18 protein-coding genes are annotated in these 22,237 nt (G+C 37.0%); 12 read left to right on the top strand and 6 right to left on the bottom strand.

Features of this window, described 5'->3' with window-relative positions; genetic code table 11:
• Positions 1 to 6: 6 nt before the first annotated feature.
• The 5 genes from ACFQO1_RS05405 to ACFQO1_RS05385 all read left to right on the top strand — a co-directional run bounded on the left by ACFQO1_RS05405 (position 7) and on the right by ACFQO1_RS05385 (position 7,096).
• Positions 7 to 2,514 carry a M14 family zinc carboxypeptidase gene (locus tag ACFQO1_RS05405; protein WP_380216964.1) on the top strand — a complete coding sequence of 836 codons (2,508 nt, stop codon included), beginning with the start codon at positions 7 to 9 and terminating at the stop codon, positions 2,512 to 2,514.
• Between the two features lie 117 nt (positions 2,515 to 2,631).
• Positions 2,632 to 3,081, top strand: a complete 450-nt coding sequence (locus ACFQO1_RS05400) for a YHS domain-containing (seleno)protein (RefSeq protein ID WP_380216963.1) — start codon at positions 2,632 to 2,634, stop codon at positions 3,079 to 3,081.
• Between the two features lie 314 nt (positions 3,082 to 3,395).
• Complete coding sequence (locus ACFQO1_RS05395) at positions 3,396 to 5,015, top strand: SulP family inorganic anion transporter (RefSeq protein ID WP_380216962.1); 1,620 nt, start codon at positions 3,396 to 3,398, stop codon at positions 5,013 to 5,015.
• A 604-nt stretch (positions 5,016 to 5,619) separates the two neighbouring features.
• Complete coding sequence (locus tag ACFQO1_RS05390; RefSeq protein WP_380216961.1) at positions 5,620 to 5,910, top strand: DUF1272 domain-containing protein; 291 nt, start codon at positions 5,620 to 5,622, stop codon at positions 5,908 to 5,910.
• Positions 5,882 to 7,096 carry an MFS transporter gene (locus tag ACFQO1_RS05385; protein WP_380216960.1) on the top strand — a complete coding sequence of 405 codons (1,215 nt, stop codon included), beginning with the start codon at positions 5,882 to 5,884 and terminating at the stop codon, positions 7,094 to 7,096. The genes ACFQO1_RS05390 and ACFQO1_RS05385 overlap by 29 nt, the downstream gene beginning before the upstream one ends.
• Here the strand turns inward: ACFQO1_RS05385 and ACFQO1_RS05380 are convergent.
• Both ACFQO1_RS05380 and ACFQO1_RS05375 read right to left on the bottom strand, forming a co-directional pair.
• Positions 7,082 to 7,420: a tRNA-binding protein gene (locus ACFQO1_RS05380; RefSeq protein ID WP_380216959.1), complete on the bottom strand. Its 339-nt coding sequence runs from the start codon at positions 7,418 to 7,420 to the stop codon at positions 7,082 to 7,084. The two genes, ACFQO1_RS05385 and ACFQO1_RS05380, sit on opposite strands and share 15 nt — an antisense overlap.
• Entirely contained in the window at positions 7,413 to 7,721 is a 309-nt protein-coding gene (locus ACFQO1_RS05375; protein WP_380216958.1) for a phosphoribosylpyrophosphate synthetase, read from the bottom strand. The genes ACFQO1_RS05380 and ACFQO1_RS05375 overlap by 8 nt, the downstream gene beginning before the upstream one ends.
• 143 nt (positions 7,722 to 7,864) lie before the next feature.
• On the opposite strand from ACFQO1_RS05375, the gene ACFQO1_RS05370 reads away from it, so the two are divergent.
• Positions 7,865 to 8,419, top strand: coding sequence for a thioredoxin family protein (locus ACFQO1_RS05370; RefSeq protein ID WP_380216957.1), 555 nt, complete (start codon positions 7,865 to 7,867; stop codon positions 8,417 to 8,419).
• Here the strand turns inward: ACFQO1_RS05370 and ACFQO1_RS05365 are convergent, their stop codons facing one another.
• The 3 genes from ACFQO1_RS05365 to ACFQO1_RS05355 form a co-directional block, all read right to left on the bottom strand.
• On the bottom strand, positions 8,420 to 9,688 hold the full coding sequence (locus tag ACFQO1_RS05365) for a DUF2851 family protein (protein WP_380216956.1): 1,269 nt from the start codon (positions 9,686 to 9,688) through the stop codon (positions 8,420 to 8,422). It abuts the gene before it with no gap.
• A gap of 88 nt (positions 9,689 to 9,776) precedes the next feature.
• The gene (locus ACFQO1_RS05360) at positions 9,777 to 11,135 is read right to left on the bottom strand and encodes a pyridoxal-phosphate dependent enzyme (protein ID WP_380216955.1); all 1,359 of its coding nucleotides are present in this window, start codon (positions 11,133 to 11,135) and stop codon (positions 9,777 to 9,779) included.
• 159 nt (positions 11,136 to 11,294) lie between these two features.
• The gene (locus tag ACFQO1_RS05355) at positions 11,295 to 12,530 is read right to left on the bottom strand and encodes an ABC transporter permease (RefSeq protein WP_380216954.1); all 1,236 of its coding nucleotides are present in this window, start codon (positions 12,528 to 12,530) and stop codon (positions 11,295 to 11,297) included.
• Between the two features lie 7 nt (positions 12,531 to 12,537).
• On the opposite strand from ACFQO1_RS05355, the gene ACFQO1_RS05350 reads away from it, so the two are divergent.
• Positions 12,538 to 13,833 (top strand): exo-beta-N-acetylmuramidase NamZ family protein, encoded by a 1,296-nt coding sequence (locus ACFQO1_RS05350; protein WP_380216953.1) that lies wholly within the window; start codon positions 12,538 to 12,540, stop codon positions 13,831 to 13,833.
• Positions 13,834 to 14,061: 228 nt separating this feature from the next.
• Here ACFQO1_RS05350 and ACFQO1_RS05345 read toward each other — a convergent pair whose 3' ends face one another.
• Complete coding sequence (locus tag ACFQO1_RS05345) at positions 14,062 to 14,556, bottom strand: YkgJ family cysteine cluster protein (protein WP_380216952.1); 495 nt, start codon at positions 14,554 to 14,556, stop codon at positions 14,062 to 14,064.
• Between the two features lie 471 nt (positions 14,557 to 15,027).
• On the opposite strand from ACFQO1_RS05345, the gene ACFQO1_RS05340 reads away from it, so the two are divergent.
• The 5 genes from ACFQO1_RS05340 to ACFQO1_RS05320 all read left to right on the top strand — a co-directional run bounded on the left by ACFQO1_RS05340 (position 15,028) and on the right by ACFQO1_RS05320 (position 22,235).
• Positions 15,028 to 16,707 (top strand): sodium:solute symporter family protein, encoded by a 1,680-nt coding sequence (locus tag ACFQO1_RS05340; protein WP_380216951.1) that lies wholly within the window; start codon positions 15,028 to 15,030, stop codon positions 16,705 to 16,707.
• A gap of 223 nt (positions 16,708 to 16,930) precedes the next feature.
• Positions 16,931 to 18,106 (top strand): site-specific tyrosine recombinase/integron integrase, encoded by a 1,176-nt coding sequence (gene xerA, locus ACFQO1_RS05335; RefSeq protein ID WP_380216950.1) that lies wholly within the window; start codon positions 16,931 to 16,933, stop codon positions 18,104 to 18,106.
• A 290-nt stretch (positions 18,107 to 18,396) separates the two neighbouring features.
• The gene (locus tag ACFQO1_RS05330) at positions 18,397 to 19,275 is read left to right on the top strand and encodes a hypothetical protein (protein ID WP_380216949.1); all 879 of its coding nucleotides are present in this window, start codon (positions 18,397 to 18,399) and stop codon (positions 19,273 to 19,275) included.
• 244 nt (positions 19,276 to 19,519) lie between these two features.
• The gene (locus ACFQO1_RS05325) at positions 19,520 to 21,214 is read left to right on the top strand and encodes a DUF262 domain-containing protein (protein WP_380216948.1); all 1,695 of its coding nucleotides are present in this window, start codon (positions 19,520 to 19,522) and stop codon (positions 21,212 to 21,214) included.
• Positions 21,215 to 21,434: 220 nt separating this feature from the next.
• Entirely contained in the window at positions 21,435 to 22,235 is an 801-nt protein-coding gene (locus ACFQO1_RS05320; protein ID WP_380216947.1) for a hypothetical protein, read from the top strand.
• The last annotated feature ends 2 nt before the right edge of the window (positions 22,236 to 22,237 follow it).

Genomic DNA, 22,237 nt, shown 5'->3' with positions numbered 1-22,237 from the left:
AGTTACATGCGAAATTTTAGCTTCTTATTTTTTATTATTTTCAGTATTACAATTCAGGCACAGGAGTACACTGTAGACCTTGATTATTATCTTCCCAATGATGTTTCTTACAATCCTACGATCCCAACGCCAAAAAGCGTTTTAGGTCATGAAGTGGGAGAATGGCATGTTACTCATGATAAGTTGGTTCACTATATGACAACTCTGGCAGAGAGTAGTGACCGAATCACGCTGGAAAACCGCGGAAGTACATTTGAAGGAAGGCCGCTACTCTTACTTACAATCACTGCTCCAAAAAATCATTCGAATCTTGAACAAATTAGACAAGAACATGTGGGTTTAACCGAAGGTAATTCGGCTAGTACCCAAAACATGCCTGTGGTGGTGTATCAAGGCTTTTCGATCCACGGAAATGAACCTAGTGGTGCCAATGCTGGTTTGGTAGCCGCGTACTATCTTGCCGCAGCTCAAGGATCAAAAATTGATGCATTATTAAATAATACGGTCATACTTTTCGATCCGTCCTTTAATCCAGATGGGTTACAGCGTTTTGCATATTGGGCAAATATTCACAAAGCAAAGAATATTAATCCAGACCCTAATGACAGAGAATATGATGAGATCTGGCCAGGAGGACGTACCAACCACTATTGGTTTGATATGAATCGTGACTGGCTACCAGTACAATTGCCAGAAAGTCGTGCACGAATTGAAACTTTTCATAACTGGTATCCCAATATTTTAACCGACCATCACGAAATGGGAACCAATGCCAGTTTCTTTTTTCAACCAGGAATCCCGTCGCGTACACACCCATTAACTCCTAAAAAGAATCAGGAATTAACCGGAGACATCGCTAAATTTCATGCGAGAGCATTCGATAAGATAGGAAGCTTTTATTATACCGAAGAAAGCTTTGATGATTTCTACTACGGAAAAGGTTCCACCTTCCCAGACATCAACGGATCTATAGGTATTCTTTTTGAGCAGGCAAGTTCGCGCGGTCATGCTCAAGAAAGTGACAATGGGATTTTAACCTTTCCATTCACCATTCGCAATCAATTTACAGCTGCACTTTCTACTTTGGAAGCTGCCAGCAGCATGCGGGAAGAGTTACTGAACTATCAAAAAGATTTTTTTAACAATGCTCAAAAAGAAGCAGCTAATGGTGGAGCCATTGTATTTGGGGATGAAAAAGATGCCAATAAAGTAGCTTACTTAGCTGAAATTTTAAACCGTCATAAAATTAAATTTCACGAACTTAAAGAGGATTACACTAGTAATGGTAAAACCTATAAAAAAGGGTATAGTTATGTAATACCAAAAAATCAGAAGCAGCATCGATTGATCAATGCGATGTTTGAAAAACGGACTTCGTTTCAGGATAGTTTGTTTTATGATATTAGTGCATGGACGTTTCCGATGGCATTTAATATGGATTATGACGAAACTGCTTCGGTTGGGAAATTAGGAACCGAAGTAATTAATTTTGAGAAACGTGGAGTGGCACTTCCTTCAACTTCTAATTATGCGTATTTGATGGAGTGGCACGATTACCTTACCCCAAAAGCACTTAATGCTATACTTTCAAAAGGAATTAGAGCCAAAGTAGGCATGAAGCAATTTTCGATTGCTGGGAAAGACTATGACTACGGAACGATTTTAATTCCGGTGCAAAACCAGTCAATGGATGCGACCCAACTTTCCGAAGTCATAAAAGAAATAGCTGCGGAAGCAAACGTACTCATCACAGCAGTTAGCACGGGATTGACAAAAGGAATAGACTTAGGTAGTAATCAATTTAGAGCCCTTGAAGCTCCAAAAGTTGCCATGCTGGTTGGGGAGGGAGTTACTTCGTATGATGCGGGCGAGATTTGGCATTTGTTCGATCAACGGTACGATATGCAACTTACAAAACTGGATACTCGAAATTTTAGTCGTACCGATTTGAGTCGCTATACAGATCTTATTTTGCCAAATAGTTATGCATTGGGCAAAGATGATGCAAAAAAAATAAAAACCTGGGTGGAGAATGGAGGAACGCTTATCGCTTATAAAAACACTGGTCGTTGGTTAAATAGTACGAAGCTTTTAGAGATGGAATTTAAAACTAGAAAAGATACAGCACGTGCTATTAGTTTTGAGCAACGAGGGGATTATCGTGGCGCACAAGTGATTGGTGGTGCCATTTTCAATACAAAATTGGATCGCTCCCACCCTATTGCATTTGGATATAAAAATGAAATGTTGCCGGTATTCAGAAACTCTACTTTATTTTTGGAGGCAGATCCAGATAGTTATAATAATCCTATCCAATATACCGATGCTCCCTTATTAAGCGGCTATATTTCAAAGCCAAATCTTAAAGATCTAGCAGGTACATCTGCATTTAAAGAGAAAGGACTTGGTAACGGAAATATTATATATTTTACAGATAATCATAACTTTAGGGCATTTTGGTATGGAACCAATAAGTTGTTGATGAATGCTATTTTCTTCGGAAGCGAAATGTAATTTGTAACCGTAAGCTTATAACAAGAATACCCTATTAGGCTATGTACGTAAGATAAAATTTAAAATCTAAACTGAAAGGTTTTGGTTTAAACTTAGACAACCATATAAACCAAAATCATGAAATATATACTTACCACCATTCTTGCAACGATACTATTAAGCTGTGCAGGAACCAAAAGTCCCATCAATACAAACGGAAATGGATACATGGCAGAAGGTTATGATGTCACCGAATATTTTAACAATACATCAGTACCTGGTTTAGATGTTCATACCGCCATGTTTGAAGGAGCGAAGTACAAATTTGCATCTGCAGAAAACAAATCAGAGTTTGAAGCAAATCCGTCAAAATACCAACCTCAATATGGAGGCTATTGTGCATACGCAGTGGGCGCAGATAATAAAAAAATTGGGATTAATCCAGAATCGTTTGAAATCAGAGACGGAAAATTATATTTATTCTACGATACTGTGTTTGCAGATACAAAAAAGAAATGGGCTGAAGAAGGTCCGGAAAGACTTCAGAAACAAGCAGACGAAAACTGGAAGACGTTACAAAGTAATTAATCTTAAAAATTATATTACAGAATTTACATACAACAACACACTAAAGCATAAAAAAAGCCTTCTCAATACAAGAAGGCTTTTGATTTACTACCACCGGCAATGTTTCTTTTTAGGGACATTTCGGGACTTAAAATGTTTACTTTATGTTTCATTGCAGCTGGGCAGTGCTTTACGTTTCGTCTGAAAAAGCTGGCGAATTTAGTTCAATTTCTCCATAGTTTTGCTTTTATAGTTTATAAAAATGCAAAATTGATGCCATTAATTAGTAACCCTCTCTACATAACAGTATCTTTGCCGCTTTTTAAGAAGTAGTTATGTTATTACAAAAGACCCTACAAAACTTTACACAAAATCCAAAAAATGATATCCTCTCAGGATTAACAGTTGCTTTAGCACTTGTTCCAGAAGCAGTAGCGTTTGCTTTTGTAGCTGGCATTGATCCCCTTGTTGGATTATATGGTGCATTTATGATGGGAATCATCACTGCTCTTTTTGGAGGTCGTCCCGGAATGATTAGTGGAGCTACTGGAGCTATGGCCGTGGTTATGGTACACTTAATTGCTAAAGGAAACGAAGTTGGAGAGACATTGGCTACTCCTATAGAAAATCTAGGTTTACAATGGTTGTTTATCACTTTATTATTTGTAGGTGGAATTCAGATTCTGGCGGGAGTGCTTCGTTTAGGAAAATTTGTTCGTTTAATTCCGCATCCTGTAATGATGGGCTTTGTCAATGGTCTAGCCATCGTAATTTTCTTATCTCAACTAGGCTTATTTAAAGAAAATGTAGGGGGCGAAATGCAATGGATGTCTGGGAATACCCTACTCTATATGTTAGGCCTAGTAACACTTACAATGGCAATTATGTTTGGACTGCCAAAACTGACAAAAAAGATTCCTGCGGCTTTAACCGCAATTGTTGTAGTTGCTGGGATTGTTATCTTCGGAAAGATGGACGTAAGCACCGTAGGATCCTTTATCAAAGATGGTGGCGGAACAGGCCTAGAAGGAGGGCTTCCTACATTTCAAGATCAGATTTTTACGTTATTTTACACGATTGGCGATAACTGGAGCATGATTCTTTCAACAGCTTTTATCTTAGCAGCTGTGGGATTGATTGAAAGTTTAATGACCTTAAATCTAATTGATGAAATGACCGAAACCCGTGGGAGCGGAAACCGTGAATGTGTAGCGCAAGGAGGAGCTAACATTGTGAATGGACTTTTTGGTGGCATGGGTGGTTGCGCAATGATAGGACAATCTATTATTAATATTAACTCTGGAGGTCGTGGACGACTCTCTGGAGCTGTGGCGGCAGTCGCATTACTTTGTTTTGTCTTATTTGGAGCTCCCTTGATAGAACAAATTCCTATTGCAGCCCTGGTAGGAGTAATGTTTATGGTAGTAATTGGAACTTTTGCTTGGAGTAGTTTTAGAATTCTACATAAAATTCCGTTGACAGATGCCATTGTGTTAATTGCAGTTTCGGCAATCACAGTTTGGCAGGATTTGGCAATAGCCGTCATTGCTGGGGTTATCATGAGCGCCTTATCCTTTGCCTGGAAGAGTGCAACCATGATTAGAGCTAGAAAACGCATCAAAGAAGATGGCACGAAAGTATATGAAATTTGGGGTCCCCTATTCTTCGGATCAACCTCGGCTTTTAATAAAAAATTTGACGTAGCCAACGATCCTGAGCATATTGAAATTGACTTTATCGAATCACAAATCAATGATCACAGTGGTGTGGAAGCCCTTCGGAATATCGCTAATAAATATATCGACAACGGGAAAAAAGTAACCCTAACACATTTAAGTCCGGACTGTAAAACAATCTTATTAAAATGGAATCCAGAATTTGAAACCATTATTAATGATTCGATCGAAGACCCTAGATATCATGTGGCAACTGATTTATTAGACAGTGAGGTTTAATTATAGTCATAAAAAAACTGAAAAGCGTCGATAGACTTTTCAGTTTTAGTTTTTGGTTGGGTTTTTTGTTTTAATATTCCCGTAATTGAATACGCTTGTATAAGGGGTCACCTAGGTGTTTAGCGAGCATGCAAGTTGCACCAACAATACATTGTCGTCTGGTACTCTCCAGCTGTCTTTTTTTAAATACTCTCGAAGCAGATTTCATAGTGACTGATTTTGGTTGTTCCTGCTTTTAGAGTCTGTAGCGACGCTTCAGATTCCAGGCATACGCCTTTGAAGTGGCTACTCTACTTGTTAATTGATTGTTGTTTAATGTTCTCATGATAGATTGATTTTTGATTGATGAATAATTTTGTAAGTTCTTTAGAAGCAATTAAAGTCGGTGACGTCGCTTCAGGTTCCAGGTATATGCTTTTAAAGTAGCTACTCTGCTTGTTAATTGATCGGTGTTTAAGGTTCTCATAGTTTTTTTATTTATTCGGTTATACTATATAGACGACCCAACTACCTTTTTTGTTACACTACTTTGCAATGCATAGTACTATATTAACATTAATTTAACAATTTAGTGTATCTTTAGACCTTATATAAAAGTGAGCATATGTTAGAAATTCGCCCTTCTTGTGAACATTGTAATAAAAAACTTCCCTACAATAGTATTCAAGCGATGATTTGTTCTTTTGAATGTACCTATTGTACTACGTGCGCGCAGAAATTGTTTAAAAATATTTGTCCTAATTGCACAGGAAACTTAACTCCTAGACCTATAAGGCCTTCTTATCATATTGACAAACATCCTGCTGCTACTACTGTAATTTTCGATCCGAAGGATCTAAAAATCACCCATCAGCAATTCAGTGATTATGGACACATTCCACCCGAAAAAAGATAACTTCATTGTGCGGATTCCTCCATACATACTTTCCATAATTATATTTTCTCAATTTTGCGGTACTGCTTTGTGGTTTGCTACGAATGGGATACTTACACAGTTAATCAGTGTCTTTCAATTAGAGGAAAATGAATTGGGAAATTTAACCTCAGCAGTTCAGCTAGGTTTTATTATTGGAACATTGGTATTTGCCATATTTACTATTTCAGATCGCTTTTCTCCTTCAAAGGTATTTTTAGGCTGTGCCATGCTGGGCGCTTTTCTAAATTTAGCCACACTTTGGGAAGGAAATATACTCACTTCGCTCCTCTTGATTCGTTTTTTGGTTGGTTTTTTTCTTGCCGGGATTTATCCTGTAGGAATGAAAATCGCTGCAGATTATTTTAAAAAAAGCCTCGGAATTTCTTTAAGCTTTCTCGTAGCTGCATTGGTATTGGGAACTGCTTTTCCACACCTACTAGTCACTTTTTTTTCTGAAACTTCCTGGAAAATTATTACTATCTGCATCTCAATTATAGCTATGCTAGGAGGACTCTGTATTGGATTTCTTGTTCCAAATGGACCCTACAGAGAGGCTGCTCAAAAGCTAAAACTTTCTGCGTTTATACATGTTTTTAAAAATAAAAAATTCAGACACGCTGCGGTTGGCTATTTTGGACACATGTGGGAACTGTATGCATTCTGGGCTTTTATACCTGTTTTTCTGGCAACATATGACCTTCAGAATCCAGAAACTGCTATCAATAGCTCTTTATGGACGTTCCTAATCATCGCTGCTGGTAGTTTGGGGTGTATTTTGGGAGGTTTTCTTTCAGCAAGAAAGGGGATTAAAAAAGTTGCCTATGCTTCATTATGTATTTCTGGAGTTTTGTGCCTTGCTTCTCCTCTATTATTTGAGTTACCACCATTTCTCTTTTTAGGAATTCTAATGTTATGGGGTATGGTAGTGATTGCAGACAGTCCTTTGTTTTCAACTTTAGTAGCAAATAATGCTACGCCAACTATAAAAGGAACCGCTCTAACCATAGTAAATTGTATGGGTTTTGCAATCACAATTATTAGTATTCAATTGCTTTCCTTTCTTTCTACAGCCATCCCAATACCGTATCTATTTATGATTTTGGCCATAGGACCTTTCCTAGGAATTTATAAATATTTTAAAATAGAAGTTTTAGGATATTCGTAATCCATTCTTAACTTTAAGTCCAGGATGTAATAAGGTGACATCTTTTCCATTTACAGCACCCAAAACAAGACATTCACTCATAAAACTAGCGATTTGTTTTGGTGGAAAATTTACTACAGCCACAAGCTGCTTTCCAAGAAGATCTTCTTTTTTATACAATGTGGTAATTTGAGCAGATGTTTTCTTAATGCCTATTTCGGCACCAAAATCAATATGTAATTGGTAGGACGAATTTCGGGCTTCGGGAAAATCATTTACTTCGATAATGGTTCCTACCCGCATATCAACTTTCTCAAAATCGGTCCAGGACAACTTCTTACTCATGATTGATTCGTAGTTTCTCGATCATTTCTTTCGAGATAGGGCCGCTATCGGCTCCATACGCATCGACCAATAAACCTTTATGCCCGTCTGCAGTTTTAATAGCGTACAATATTGTATTATCCCCAGGGTTGGTCATTCCTTCAAAGCGGTAAAATTTCACTACATCCAATCCTTCAGCTTTCCATTCTCTTTTTAACCCTTTTGACTTGATTCCCTCTTCAATGAGATTAAAGTCTTCAGTATATCCTTCTCTTTTTAAATCTTCTATCGCAACCGACAAAGAACTATATGATTCTTTCATGTTATTTTGTTTTATTTAAAGATACAAGAGTTACTGTTCAAATTCAAAAAATTATAAAATGTTTAATAATTTAGACGCAATATCAAAAACCATACTTTGTAACTTTAACCGTACTTTTACAACTAATCATTAAATTTCTTACTATGTCCCTCACTCCTTCAAATATGATGTCTTTAGGCACTGTTGCTCCAGATTTTACATTATTAGATACGATTACCAATAAGGCAGTGAGTCTTAAAGATGTTCGTGGCGAAAAAGGCACTGTCGTAATGTTTATCTGTAATCATTGCCCATTTGTAAAACACGTGAATGAAGAACTGGTTCGTTTGGCTAATGATTATCGAGTGACTGGTTTTGGTTTTGTTGCCATTAGTAGTAATGATGTAGAGAAATATCCACAGGACGGTCCGGCCGAAATGTGGCAAAACGCCCGTAAACACAATTTTAGTTTTCCATATCTATTTGATGAAAGTCAGGAAATAGCTAAAGCTTATGATGCTGCTTGTACACCAGACTTTTATTTGTTTGATGATAACTTGAAGTTGGTCTACAGAGGACAACTTGACAACTCTCGCCCGGGCAATGGCATTCCGGTCAACGGTCGTGACCTTAGAGAAGCATTGGATAACATTTTAAATAACAATCCGCAACGAAAAGATCAAAAACCAAGCATAGGCTGCAATATCAAGTGGAAATGATCAATTTTTTAGAATAGCGGTTCCTATCGCACAATGCAGACAGCGAATTGGGTCACAGTAATTTTTCTTAAGCTCCAGTAATCCCTGACTTTCTAAAGCAGTATTTGACCTAATACCAATGTTTTTAAACTTTGTAAGGATAGTGTTTTCTTCGGAAGGCATCGCACTTGCCAACGAAATGATCTCTTCAGAAACATCCTGACCCTGATACGAAGCATAGCAGAATTTTACAGGAAGTACCACATTTATAAGTAACAAATCGATGAACTTTTTAGTAAGCTGCTTGCTTTTCTTTTTTGAAACGACCTGAAAATTAAAATGGGTTTCCCAGTACTCACTTGCCCTACAATCAAATAATACATACAAGCGCTCCAAATTTCTTGCTGCCATTACTTCTGAAAATAAGTGGCTTGAATTATGATACAAACCCGCTAGTTGTGACAATCGTATGGTTGGAAAGTTAGGTGGACGCAACCTAAAATAGTTCGCCGGAATCACATGCGCATTTGAAACACCAAATTTTTTCTGAAGGTATCTGTACTCTCGTTGCAAAGCTAGATAGTACTTGTCCTCCATCTCTGTTTCTAACAATGAAGCTTGTCCAAACAATAAAGCTTCCAACTGAAATGAGCTCTTACATTTTCGCACTATAGAAAAATCTAAAGAACTAGCCATACTCCAAAATGCTTCGCCATTAACTTGAAGTCCGAACCCTTTTGCCAACATTCTAAAAAGTAAGGCTTCCCAATCATACTGAAGGGTTTCTACTTCTCTGTTAATCGCTAACGATCGTTTTTCCAAACGCTCAAAATACAACCGTTCAATCCAATTACTAAGTGTAAATTCTGAAACTGTTGCGATGGACTGCTCACAGGTTATAAACTGATACTCTTTTGTAAATAGATTTTGGTAATTGGAAGTAGCTTCTGGTAAAACAATTTCTTTTAAAACAATCGTTGGAATTGTTGTGCCATCCCTTCGGAAGATATCAGCATCGTATTCCCAAACCACATGTAGAATCACCGAATCATATGCTACATCTTTTTCATGCTGATGGACATACCAGTCTGAAGCTTTTATATGTAATTCCACATTTCCTGCCCATTGCTGATTACCTATTGTAATTCTGGCATTAAAGAAATCAGGTCCCGAGTTGGCATTGTGTTGCCCTGCGTTACTAATTGTAAGCAACTCGTTGGTTGTAGTAGTAAGCTGTGCTATTTCAAATTTCTGAAATTTCCAGACATAATGTAAAAAGTCTTCCTTCATATAGTTGGCGCGCCAACCGGGGAGAACCTTAAAGATAAAAAAAATCCCGCTTAGAGAAGCGGGATTTTAAACCAATTATAGGTTTTAATTACAAGGCACTTATAATATCATGCTTTGTAATAATATGGTAGCTTCCATTTTCAAGAGCTACCAATACTGCATTGTTTTCTTTATGTATCAGTTTAGATACTTCTTCAATGGGAGTGCTTCGTTTTACAATAGGAAACGGTTTGTGCATCACTTCTTTAATTGGCAAGTTAGAAATGTCCTTATTTTCCAGATACTTTCGAAGTAGATCTGTTTCATCTAAGGCTCCTACAAAACCTGTGGTATCTTCTACAGGAATCTGTGAGATCTTAAATTGTTTCATGCGCTCAATGGCGTGAGAAACTAACTCTTCGGTTTTTACTGTAATTAAAGGTTTATCTGCATGATCTTTAATAAGGTCCTCTGCAACCGTTGCTTCGTCTTCTATAAATCCGCGATCGCGCATCCACTCGTCATTATACATTTTACCTACATAGCGACTTCCATGGTCATGGAATAATACGACTACTACATCGTCTTTAGTAAACTTATCTTTTAGCTGAAGGAGTCCCTTCATCGCTGCTCCTGCTGAATTCCCTAAAAACATTCCTTCAACTTTTGATAGCTTTTGCGTATAGATGGCCGCATCTTTATCGGTAACCTTTTCAAAACCATCAATGACTGAAAAATCTACATTCTTTGGTAAAATATCTTCTCCGATGCCTTCGGTAATATATGGATAGATCTCGTTTTCGTCAAAAACTCCTGTCTCGTGGTATTTTTTAAAGACACTTCCGTAAGTATCAATTCCCCAAACTTTTACATTCGGATTTTGTTCTTTTAGGTATTTACCCACCCCGCTAATGGTTCCACCAGTTCCTACTCCTACTACAAAATGGGTAACTTCTCCATCGGTTTGTTTCCAGATCTCTGGTCCAGTACTTTCATAATGTGCTGCAGCGTTGCTTGGGTTGTCATACTGATTCACATACCAGCTATTAGGTGTTTCTTCGGCAAGGCGTTTTGAAGTCGAGTAGTACGATCGGGGATCATCCGGTTCTACATTGGTGGGGCAAACGATTACCTTACTACCTACCGCACGGAGGATGTCCATTTTTTCCTTGCTCTGCTTATCACTAATCACACATACCATCTTGTAGCCTTTGACAATCGCAGCCAGAGCCAATCCCATTCCTGTGTTTCCGCTGGTTCCTTCAATGATGGTACCGCCAGGTTGGAGGCGACCATCTGCTTCGGCATCTTCAATCATCTTCACTGCCATACGATCTTTTACCGAGTTGCCAGGGTTAAAGGTTTCGTATTTGGCGAGTACCAGTGCCGGAATTTCTTCGGCCAGTTTATTGATCTTCACTAAAGGCGTATTCCCAATAGTTTCCAATATATTTTTTGCGTATTCCATAGTCTTTTTTAGAGACGGCAAAGGTACGTTTTAGGGATGTGAAGTGCAAGGATTTTGCGCTAAGGATAGCAGCGGCATCCCAAGACGTTTTTTAAGTCTTGGATATAGCGGATAGCCTGACCCAGAACGAAGGCAGTGAGTGAGTGGGGAGCGCCCAAGTTATTCAAATCGGATCGCCTTTACAGGAGATATTTTTGAAATAATATACGATGGCACCAATAACATTACTAGACATAGCAGAAAAGTTCCAATGTTTAACAACACTATATAGCCAACATCAAAATAGACAGGAGCTTCGGTAACATAGTAGGTTTGTGGATTGAGTGTAATAACTTTAAAATATTTTTGAATTAATAATAAACCAATACCAATAAGATTTCCCCAGAAAAGTCCGACGCCAATCAAATACATCGCATTGTATAAAAATACCTTTCGAACGCTCCAATCTGTGCTTCCCAGTGCTTTTAAAATTCCTATCATTTGTGTACGTTCCAGAATTAATACGAGCAAGGCTGTGATCATGTTAATCCCTGCGACCAAAATCATGATACCAATAATAAGGGCGATATTGAAATCGAACAGGTCGGTCCACTCAAAGATCGAGTAGTATTTGTCGCGGATCGAAACCGCATCGAGGTCGCTAGGAATTTCGGTGTACACTTGATTGGCAACCTCATTGATCTCATCAAAATCTTCGACAAAAAGTTCAAAGCTTCCCACCAGTGTATCTTCCCAATTATTAAGTCGTTGAACGTGCCGAATATCTGCCATCATAAACTGTTGATCAAATTCGAGAAAGCCACTATCATAAATTCCTGAAACCACAAATGCTCTGCTTCGTGGTGCTTTGGAACTATCGGTATTGAGAAAATAGGTACGTACCTTGTCCCCTACTTTAAATCCGAGGCGATTGGCAAGATATTGCGAAATTAATGATTCGCTATTCAGGTCTCCAGAGAGATCGGGCAAGTTGCCTTCAGTTAGAAATTCTTCAAAATACTCCCAGTTATAATCGGCTCCCACACCTTTAACAACCACTCCTTCAAAATCGGTTTCGGTACGAATTACGCCTCCTTTTAAAGCCGTCGCTTGCACGTGGCGAATTCCGTTAACAGATTTAAATTCGGGATAAAACGGCTGATTGATACTAATTGGGATACCAGAATCGTTTGAGAAGTTGGTATCGTAGTTGGTAATCACAATATCACCATTAAAGGCAGAGACTTTTTCTTTGATCTTTTTTTGGAGTCCGACACCCGTCGCAATAGAAACCAACATAACCACAAACCCAAGTACAATTGCGGTAATGGCAATTTTTATTATCGGTGCCGAAATATTACTTTTATGGTCTTTGGACGTGATGATACGTCTGGCGATAAAAAATTCTAAATTCACGAATGCTATGCGATTATTGTTTTTCAAAAATACACTTTTATTAACGCTTTTTGTCGCCTTTTCTTGCGGAAGCACCACAACGAACACTATTCCTGAAAATGAAAGCACCTTAGACGACCTAATAGAAGCGGGAGTTGCCGTAAAAGAAGATGCCGAAAGAGATATTGAAAGAAAAAAGGAAGCAACGCTCCAAAATGAAATCATCGTTGCTGCAGCCCTGCCTCAAAAGTATTTCCCACTATTACAGGGAAAAAGAATTGCGGTAGTAGCCAATCAGACCTCTCGTATTGGTACTAAGACCATAGAGAATGACATGCATTTGGTGGATTATTTATTAAAAGAAAAGATCAATGTCCAGAAAGTTTTTGCACCAGAGCACGGATTTAGAGGTACAGCAGATGCTGGAGAACTTGTAAAAGACGGAATCGATACCGCTACGGGATTGCCTATTATATCGCTCTACGGAAACAATAAAAAACCAACTGCGGCTCAGTTACAAGGGCTCGATATGGTCGTATTTGATATTCAAGATGTGGGCGCTCGATTCTACACGTATATCTCTACGCTTCATTATGTCATGGAAGCCTGTGCCGAAGCGGGAATTCCTGTCATGGTATTGGATCGTCCTAATCCAAATGGGCGTTATATTGATGGGCCCATACTAGAGCCAGTTTATAAAAGTTTTGTCGGGATGCATCCTGTGCCTGTCGTTCACGGAATGACCATTGCCGAATATGCGCAAATGATTAATGGTGAAAAATGGCTGAATATTGGAATCCAATGTGATTTGACTGTCATACCTATGGATAATTACCTACATGAAAAAAACTATTCACTACCTGTAAAGCCGTCTCCTAATTTACCAAACGATCAATCCATCAACCTCTACCCTAGTCTTTGTTTTTTTGAAGGTACGGTTGTAAGTGCTGGTCGCGGAACAGACAAGCAGTTTCAGATTTTTGGTGCGCCTGAGTTGCCTTCGGAAAAATTTACGTTTCAGTTTACACCACAATCGAATGAAGGAGCCAAGTATCCTAAATTTAAAGGGCAGCTTTGTAATGGGAGAGATCTTTCTGAAGCACCACAATTGGACAAAATTAATCTCGAATGGTTGATCGAAGCGTATGTTGGCTACGGAAAGAAAAAAGAATTTTTTAATGATTTCTTTACCAATCTTGCTGGAACGAAAAAATTGCAGCAGCAAATTGAACAGGGTTTAGCTCCAGCCGATATTAGAGCGACGTGGGCAGAGGGTCTTACAACATATGACCTGATGAGAAAGAAGTATCTGTTGTATGAATAATTCGTGAGAGGTGAAACGTATGTACATTACAATCAATTTAAAAATACCCCTAAAGTCCCCTCAAGGGGACAATTCCTGACTCAAATATCTTATCAAAAAGAAAAAAATATCTCGTGCTCAAGTAGGTTTATTATAAAAATTTTCAAATTGACTGTCCCCTTGAGGGGACTTTAGGGGTGTAAAATCGTGAAGTTAAAATTCTGAGAACTGCCAACTGAGAACTGTCAACTAATACGGTAGTCTCTTCTTCATCTCCTCAACTATATTAAATGCCGCCGGACAAATAGCCACATTCTTTAATGTTAGATTTGAGATCTGCTGAAATTTCTTTCGGTCGGTGTGGGGAAATTCACTACAGGCTTTAGGTCGTACATCGTAAATACTACAATAATTATCAGCTCCCAAAAACGTACATGGCACACTTTGCAATACATAATCGTTGTCTTCATCCACCCGAAGATAGGTTTCAATAAACTGCTGCTCCTTCATCCTAAAATGTTTGGCAATTCGCGTCACATCTTTTGGAGTAAATAAAGGGCCGGTAGTTTTACAACAATTAGCACACGTTAGGCAATCGGTTCGTTCAAATTCGGCTTCATGCAGTTCGACCATGAGCGTATCGAGATGCTTGGGTGGTTTCTTCTTCAGTTTGGTGAAGAATTTTTTATTCTCTTTATGTTTCTCGGCTGCTTTGGACGGAAGCTGCTTCAGCGTTTCTTGCATGGGACAAAAATACTTTTTATTTCATAAAAAATAATGAAACGTGATTGGTGAAATGTGAGACGAAAATTTATTCCACAGAGATTCGCAGAGCGATACAGAGTTACGCGAAGTAAAACCACCCTTAAAAGTATTTGCCATCATCTCATTACACTCGTCGAAGGCAGTTCAAGGGAACAACTCAAGCTTTGAAGCTGCTACTCCTATAAATAAATTTAAAAAAAAGTAGAAAAACACCCCTAAAGTCCCCTCAAGGGGACAATCTCTATAAGAGACATTTTCCTTCAAAGAAAAACTTTCCGAAGCCATTTAAAATAGATAACTTTAGAACTTCAAATTATTCCGTCCTTATGTCTGAAGAAATCCACGAAGAAAAGCAGCAATTTACCTGGAAATGGAAGTACACTGTGGTACTACTGGTCAACGCTGGCTACATTTATCTTTTCTACTTACTAACCCAACATTACGCTTAGCATGGAGCAGATAGACTGGATTATTCTTCTTGGCACTTTAGCATTTATCGTCCTTTACGGAACCTATAAAAGTCGTGGCAACAAAAATGTAACCGATTACCTAAAAGGCGGAAGCGAGGCCCGCTGGTGGACCATTGGCCTGAGTGTCATGGCAACACAAGCAAGTGCAATTACCTTTTTGTCTACACCCGGACAAGCCTTTCACTCGGGAATGGGCTTTGTACAATTCTATTTTGGACTGCCCATCGCCATGGTCGTCATTTGTCTAGTTTTTATCCCTATCTATCATCGTCTTAAAGTATTTACGGCCTACCAGTATCTGGAAGGACGTTTTGACCTTAAAACACGTACGCTTACCGCCATTCTCTTTTTAATACAAAGAGGTCTGGCTGCGGGAATTACCATTTTTGCACCGTCGATCATCTTGTCTGCAGTGCTGGGGTGGAATCTTATTTATCTGAACATCATTATAGGTGTGCTCGTTATCATTTATACGGTAAGTGGCGGTACCAAAGCCGTGAGTGTGACGCAAAAACAACAAATGGGTATTATCTTTTTAGGGATGCTACTGGCGTTTTTATTGATTCTGAATTACCTGCCGTTGGATATTGGCTTTTCGGATGCTCTTAACATTGCCGGTGCCAGCGGAAAGATGGAAGTTCTTGATTTCTCTTTTGATTTTGACAATCGGTACACCTTTTGGAGCGGAATTATTGGCGGAAGCTTTCTCGCCCTCTCCTACTTTGGGACAGATCAAAGCCAAGTGCAACGCTACCTTTCGGGGAAAAGCGTAAAACAGAGTCAAATGGGGTTGATCTTTAACGGTCTATTAAAAGTGCCTATGCAATTTTGTATCCTCTTGGTTGGGATCATGGTCTTTGTGTTTTATCAGTTTAATAGTTCGCCTTTGCATTTTAATCCGGCAGCTGTAAAAGACGTAATGGCTTCGGAATATGCTTCCGAATACCAAGCTTTGGAAACTGAAAAACGTGCGTTAGAACAACAGATTAGTGTCAAGCAAATCGCTTTTGCAAGAGCGGAAGCAGCTTCAGAAAAAGAAACGCTGCGCAATGAAATTGCACAATTAAATACTTCTGAAGATGCGCTACGTGAACAATCAAAAGTAGTGATTAAGAAGGCAAATCCGAATGCCGAAACTAATGACAAAGATTACGTATTTATACATTTTATATTAAATAATCTTCCTCGCGGAATTATAGGACTTTTACTCGCCGTGATTTTAAGTGCTGCGATGTCCTCAACCGCTTCCGAATTGAATGCGCTAGGCTCTACTACTGCTATTGACCTGTTTCAACGAAATGTAAAAGGCAGAACCGAAAAATATTATGTGCGGGCGTCTCGTTGGTTTACCTTACTGTGGGGTGTGATCGCTATTGGTGTGGCCTGTGTTGCCAATTTGTTTGATAATTTGATTCAATTAGTAAATATTATTGGTTCTATTTTTTATGGAAATGTACTTGGTATCTTCTTACTTGCTTTCTTTGTAAAATATGTGCGAGGGAGCGCGACCTTTATAGCGGCCTTAATTACACAGGCTATTATTGTATATATCTGGTGGATCGATGTAATGCCGTATTTATGGCTTAACCTGGTAGGGTGTGTGATTGTGATGGTACTCGCTTTAGTGATCCAACCGTTTCTAAATACCTCCAATAAATAACAAGTGTATTATTTATTAGGATTTGTCATAACTATTTAAGACATTTACTGGTAGAAGTGAATAGTATGTAATGTGAGGTTATATAAATTCGGCTTCTTTTTGCAAGTATGCAAAGTACTTTATTTTTCTTCGGAAAGTTTTGTCTGCATAAGTCTAACTCCCCTATTTTAAATAACGCCTAAAGGTTTTTTAGGCATAGATGCGTTCTGGCATCCTAATCCTTATGGAGTTTGACAAACTACCTACCCTTTCGTACGAACGGAAAATGCATCGGGCTTCGCTCAAATTATTCCTATATTTTGAATACAATCCAGACATTAAAAAAATAATTAAAGAAACGTTTTATGCTAAATACAGTAAAACGCACCGTGCCTGGTATATTTTGGAAGCTTCAGAAATTGTTAAAACATTACAAACCAAGTTAAAAGGTGTCGCGATAGTTTCCGAAGTGATCACAAAACGCGGTGTCCTCAAAAAATCTTCAGTAACAAAAGGAAAAATAAAAAATATCTCTGCTGAAAACCGGTTGGTATTGAAACAATTTAGAGAGTATCTTCAAGGTAAACGCTATAGTGAGAGTACGGTGATGACGTATTTAATGTTGGTAGCTGGCCTAGTAGAATACCACAATAAAATGGATCTAACCAGGTTAGACCTTCCAAAGGTTCAAGAATATGTAGAAAAGGTTTTTGCACCTTATAAATATTCTATCAATACGCATCGACAATTTATTAGTGCGATGAAACAATTTCATGAATTTTATGGAACTCAGATAGATACCACACAATTATTTATGCCAAAAAAAACACGGTATCTTCCAACTGTATTGAGTAAAGAAGAAGTTTTGGACATACTCACAGTCACTGCCAATTTAAAACACCGAACTATTTTAGCATTACTCTATTCGTGTGGTTTACGGATAAGTGAAGTCCTCAATTTACATATAAGGGATATTGATATAGACAGGCGACAGCTGGTCGTTCGTGGCGGAAAAGGGCGTAAAGACCGCTATGTAATTCTTGCTGAAACCATGGTTCCGTTGCTTTCTAATTATAAAATGACCTATCAGCCCAACGGATATTTGATTTATGGACGTAATTTTTCACAATACAGCCCTGAAAGTATTCGTGCTTTTTTAAGAAAAAGCTGTAAAAAAGCTAAGATTAAAAAACGTGTGACACCGCATACTTTGCGACACAGTTACGCAACCCATTTGCTGGAAAGTGGTATTGATTTACGATATATTCAAGAGTTGTTAGGGCATGCCAAGCCAGAAACGACCATGATTTATACCCATGTTGCAAAAAAAGATTTATTATCCATAAAGAGCCCGTTGGACATTGCCTTAAAGGAATTAGCGACTAAAATGCGTGGCGGCGGGTTTTTATCGAATCAATAGTAAATTGCTATATGAGTTGTGGGTTGTGAGTTGTGGGTCGTGGGTTGTGGGTTGTGGGTTGTGGGTTGTGGGTTGTGGGTTGTGGGTTGTGGGTTGTGGGTTGTGGGTTGTGGGTTGTGGGTAATGTATGAATTAATATATTTATAATTTTAAATTTGAAAGATTTTAGTTTACTTTTAAAAAACAATGATTATAAATTATTAAAAACAGAACTTAAAAGTTGGCTTATACGGAATCTAGAGATTTGTAAACAGTACTTTTAGTTTTGATATAACGAGTTAGACAATATTATGAAGGATAATTTGAGATATGCTTTATGGGCTATAAATGGAATTACTGTTCAACATAATTATTTATCTAAAAAAATTCAAATAAATGATGAGCTTATTGATATAGTAGCTACTGATTATGACGGTGTAAATCAATTATCAGATCTACATAATGATTGGGTTGAGAATAAAATTATGAAAAACATTTCAACTTCAATTACTTATACTCCGATACCTCATTTAAACGTCTATGTAACTACACTTAATCCAGTCAAAAATTTAGGCTTTCATAAATTTGCTTTTCCTTTTAATTTAGCACTAGAATTGGTTTATCATGATTCATATGTTTCACATACTTCTGAATATGTACCAAAAGGAGGCGTGAGTTGTCCTGGATGGGTAGGTTGGGATGGAAAATATAGTAAAGATAGCCATACTATAAACCCAAAAACATTTGATAAAGTAGTACAAATTTATAATTCTATTTCAAAATTTACGGAATCCGAATTAAGTGTTTTGTACTCTCTCACAAAGATCTCGAAAATTAGAAATATTAAAATTGAGTTATTGTGTTTATGGACTTTTATAGAAGGATACTGGTATAATGGTCAAGGAAGTTCAAAGGTTAAAAAAAGTTTTGAAAGAATGTTGTTGCACGATTATGCTAAGGGAAATCAAAATTTAAGAGAAGCTGTTACTGAAAAGGTGAAATCTCAAAATTCAAATTTCCGTAGAGATACGATAGACGACATAAGGCACATATTGGCCCACGGGATGGATAAAAGAAATTCTACAATTTGGTCAACAAATCAATGGGAGGCAATTCGAGAACAAAGAAAACTTTTATTTGAAATAATTACAGTATCATTAATAAATCGAATTAAAAATAACATTGTCTAACAGCGGTTATAATTCAGTGGGGCTGAAATCATAGCTTGATAATTAATCTTATATTTAAACTTTAAAACTAATCTGACTGGATTTCGACACACAGCTTGCCATCGCTCCGAAACGCACGCACAGCCAAAAAATAGGCTGCGCTTCCCCTCGCCAAAGGCGAGTTAATCGCACGCCAACGCAACGCTGTCCATCCCCACCGAAATCATAACCGAAGACGTTATGCCACATTAAAAAAACAACATCAATGCAATTTAAACCAACTACAATTTTGGGGCTTTTTGATAGTTCTCAAAAACATTATATAATTCCTGTTTATCAACGAGCTTACTCTTGGGATGCAGATAATTGGAATACTTTTCTCACTGATTTGAAAGAGCAAGTAAATGGCGACAACAACTATTTTTATGGGAATTTGCTTTTCGAGACTATCAAGAAAGACATAACCTACGAAGTAATTGATGGTCAACAAAGATTAACTACTCTCTCGATTTTTTTTAGAGCAATAATCGATGTTCTAAAATTAAGAAAAGAAAAAGAAAAATTTGAGTTTGAACCAGAAATCAAAGAAAGTATATATTTAAAAAATGCTGGAAATGTTAAACTTCGTGTTGTTGAATATGACCAAGCTTGTTTTGAAAGTGTCATTGTCGAAGGAAAAGAAAAATTTTCAACCGCTACGCCATCACAAGTAAGAATTTTAAAAGCCAAAAATCATTTTAAAAAGGAGCTGAACAAACTTGATACTTCTGTTTTGCTAAAAATCTTGAATAAAGTAGAAGAAACTGAAATTACGAGTATTGAACTTGCTGGAAAGAAAGACTCTGCGCTGATGTTCGAACTTCAAAATAATCGAGGAAAAGATTTGACCAATATGGAAAAAATCAAATCTTATTTTATGTATCAAATGTACGTTTATAGCTCAGAAGAAGAAACAGAAGGTAATGTAGCGTACGTTTCTAATATATTTAAATTGATTTATCTAATAATTAATGACCTTAAAACGCTCAATGAAGATAGCGTACTGATTTATCATTGTAATGCTTATGTGAAAGGATTTAATTATAGAACATTGGATGACATAAAGGAGAAACTTATAGCGTCTAAAAACAAAGTTAAATGGATTAAAGATTTTGCCGATGAACTGCATACTTCATTTTCTAACATAAAGAAAATGGATAATTCAAATGACAAATACTTGAAGGATTTAAGAAACCTATCAATTCCTGTTTTTGTCTATCCTTTCGTAATAAAAGGTTACAAATTCTTCGGCGACGACAACAAAAAGCTAAATACACTATATCATATTCTTGAGATAGCTGTATTTAGGTATAAGTTAATAAACAGTAGAGCCGACTTAATAAGTAGGCTAAATGAAATTTTGACGGCTTTTAATGGCGACTTGGAAACATTGAGAACTCATTTCAAAGACAAATTTAATGATGCATATTACTGGGGCGATGATAGAATGTACGAATATTTAGACGGCTATATGTACAAAAATAGCGTGCTAAATTATCTGTTGTGGAAATATGAAAACCATATTCAAAATAAAGGCTATGATATTAACAATGGTAATATTGAAGACGAACAGATAGAACATATTTCGCCACAAACACCAACAGATGGCGACCCATTAGCGAGTGGTTATGAAGTCACAAGCGAAAATATTTATGATGAAGATTTTTTAGAGCAGTATTTAAATTGTTTAGGAAATTTGATGCTTATTTCAGGCTCACATAATAAATCAATTGGAAATATAGCTTTCTCTCAAAAATTAAAGTCATACAAAGACAATCCATTACTAAATCAACAAGCGGAAATAAAAAATTATACCGAAGAAGAAAAATGGACTAAAACTTCAATCGGAGATAGACACGAAAATATTTTAGATAATTTTGCTGTAATGAAATGGTCATTTGATAATGTTGCGGTTAATTAACGTGGCATAACATTGTATATAAAAAATAGCGCAAGTCATTGCTAACACTAAGGTTTGGGCGTTTTTGGAAAGTCGCCAAATTTTTAAATTTGACGATTTCAAAGTAAAAAGATAAATAGTAAAATTTAAAAATTCGGCTTGTGTTTATCCGAAAAGAAACAGCTTATTTTCAGCGCTACTTTTCATATACGGAGCCGTTGTAAACCATTTGAATGACCAGATGTCTGAAAGAAAATTTAAAAGTAAAATAGTTCCTTATCAAAACGAATTTAAGAGATTAAAACGTCTTAAAGGAATTGCAGATATTCTTCTTTATTCTGCTGGTATAATTTCAATAGTTGTTCCAATTATAGAAAGATATGAAATTGAATTTCCTACAATTTTTGAATTAATAAAAATTATCAACTTCATTATTATAGTTGCATATTACATTCTTGATGTTGTAATAGAGGTTTTTATAAATCCATCAGTATCCGAATATAGAAGACTAAATTTTATTGATAATTCATTAGGAACAAAATTTTTGGGAAATCGCTCACAACATTATTTTGACAATGACGAAGTCAAAGATGGAATGTATAAGGTTTTAGTCAACGGATTTGAAAACTGCTTTTTCACCTATAGTTTAGCAAAGGCTCAAAGACCAAGTATGGTTTTAAAAAATTCAATATTTGGGTTAATTTTCTTGATAGTGGCGTATTTTGGATTAATACAAAACTCAATTGGACTACCAATAATTCAAATATTTTTATCTTCACTCTTTCTTACCGAATTAATACATCATCTAAATTTTACAGATAGATTGAAAAGTTTATTGAAAAATTATAAAGAGGTTTTTACAGAGTTAGAGAAAATGCCGTACAAAAGACTTGAAGTTGCCAATCCACTAAAACTTTCATTGGAGTATGAAACTCTTCTTGCCTACAATAAGTCTGGTTTAGATGACAAGATTTATGAAAAAAAGAAAGTTCAACTAACAAAAGAGTGGGAAGAAATGAAAAAATTCTATAATATCAGTTAAAC

The sequence above is a fragment of the Jejudonia soesokkakensis genome, assembly GCF_042664795.1.
Taxonomy (GTDB): Bacteria; Bacteroidota; Bacteroidia; order Flavobacteriales; family Flavobacteriaceae; genus Jejudonia; species Jejudonia soesokkakensis.
The sequence above is the reverse complement of the archived record's forward strand: the minus strand, read 5'-3'. Positions and strand labels throughout refer to the sequence as shown.

Bases quoted from the DNA above. Each gene is read 5' to 3' on its own strand.
- ACFQO1_RS05385 (WP_380216960.1), top strand. From the start codon at position 5,882: ATGGACACATTCCACCCGAAAAAAGATAACTTCATTGTGCGGATTCCT.
- ACFQO1_RS05320 (WP_380216947.1), top strand. From the start codon at position 21,435: ATGTCTGAAAGAAAATTTAAAAGTAAAATAGTTCCTTATCAAAACGAA.
- ACFQO1_RS05365 (WP_380216956.1), bottom strand. From the start codon at position 9,688: ATGAAGGAAGACTTTTTACATTATGTCTGGAAATTTCAGAAATTTGAA.
- ACFQO1_RS05360 (WP_380216955.1), bottom strand. From the start codon at position 11,135: ATGGAATACGCAAAAAATATATTGGAAACTATTGGGAATACGCCTTTA.
- ACFQO1_RS05330 (WP_380216949.1), top strand. From the start codon at position 18,397: ATGAAGGATAATTTGAGATATGCTTTATGGGCTATAAATGGAATTACT.
- ACFQO1_RS05340 (WP_380216951.1), top strand. From the start codon at position 15,028: ATGGAGCAGATAGACTGGATTATTCTTCTTGGCACTTTAGCATTTATC.
- ACFQO1_RS05375 (WP_380216958.1), bottom strand. From the start codon at position 7,721: ATGAAAGAATCATATAGTTCTTTGTCGGTTGCGATAGAAGATTTAAAA.
- ACFQO1_RS05380 (WP_380216959.1), bottom strand. From the start codon at position 7,420: ATGAGTAAGAAGTTGTCCTGGACCGATTTTGAGAAAGTTGATATGCGG.
- ACFQO1_RS05325 (WP_380216948.1), top strand. From the start codon at position 19,520: ATGCAATTTAAACCAACTACAATTTTGGGGCTTTTTGATAGTTCTCAA.
- ACFQO1_RS05395 (WP_380216962.1), top strand. From the start codon at position 3,396: ATGTTATTACAAAAGACCCTACAAAACTTTACACAAAATCCAAAAAAT.
- ACFQO1_RS05400 (WP_380216963.1), top strand. From the start codon at position 2,632: ATGAAATATATACTTACCACCATTCTTGCAACGATACTATTAAGCTGT.
- ACFQO1_RS05370 (WP_380216957.1), top strand. From the start codon at position 7,865: ATGTCCCTCACTCCTTCAAATATGATGTCTTTAGGCACTGTTGCTCCA.
- ACFQO1_RS05390 (WP_380216961.1), top strand. From the start codon at position 5,620: ATGTTAGAAATTCGCCCTTCTTGTGAACATTGTAATAAAAAACTTCCC.
- ACFQO1_RS05345 (WP_380216952.1), bottom strand. From the start codon at position 14,556: ATGCAAGAAACGCTGAAGCAGCTTCCGTCCAAAGCAGCCGAGAAACAT.
- ACFQO1_RS05350 (WP_380216953.1), top strand. From the start codon at position 12,538: ATGCGATTATTGTTTTTCAAAAATACACTTTTATTAACGCTTTTTGTC.
- ACFQO1_RS05405 (WP_380216964.1), top strand. From the start codon at position 7: ATGCGAAATTTTAGCTTCTTATTTTTTATTATTTTCAGTATTACAATT.
- xerA (WP_380216950.1), top strand. From the start codon at position 16,931: ATGGAGTTTGACAAACTACCTACCCTTTCGTACGAACGGAAAATGCAT.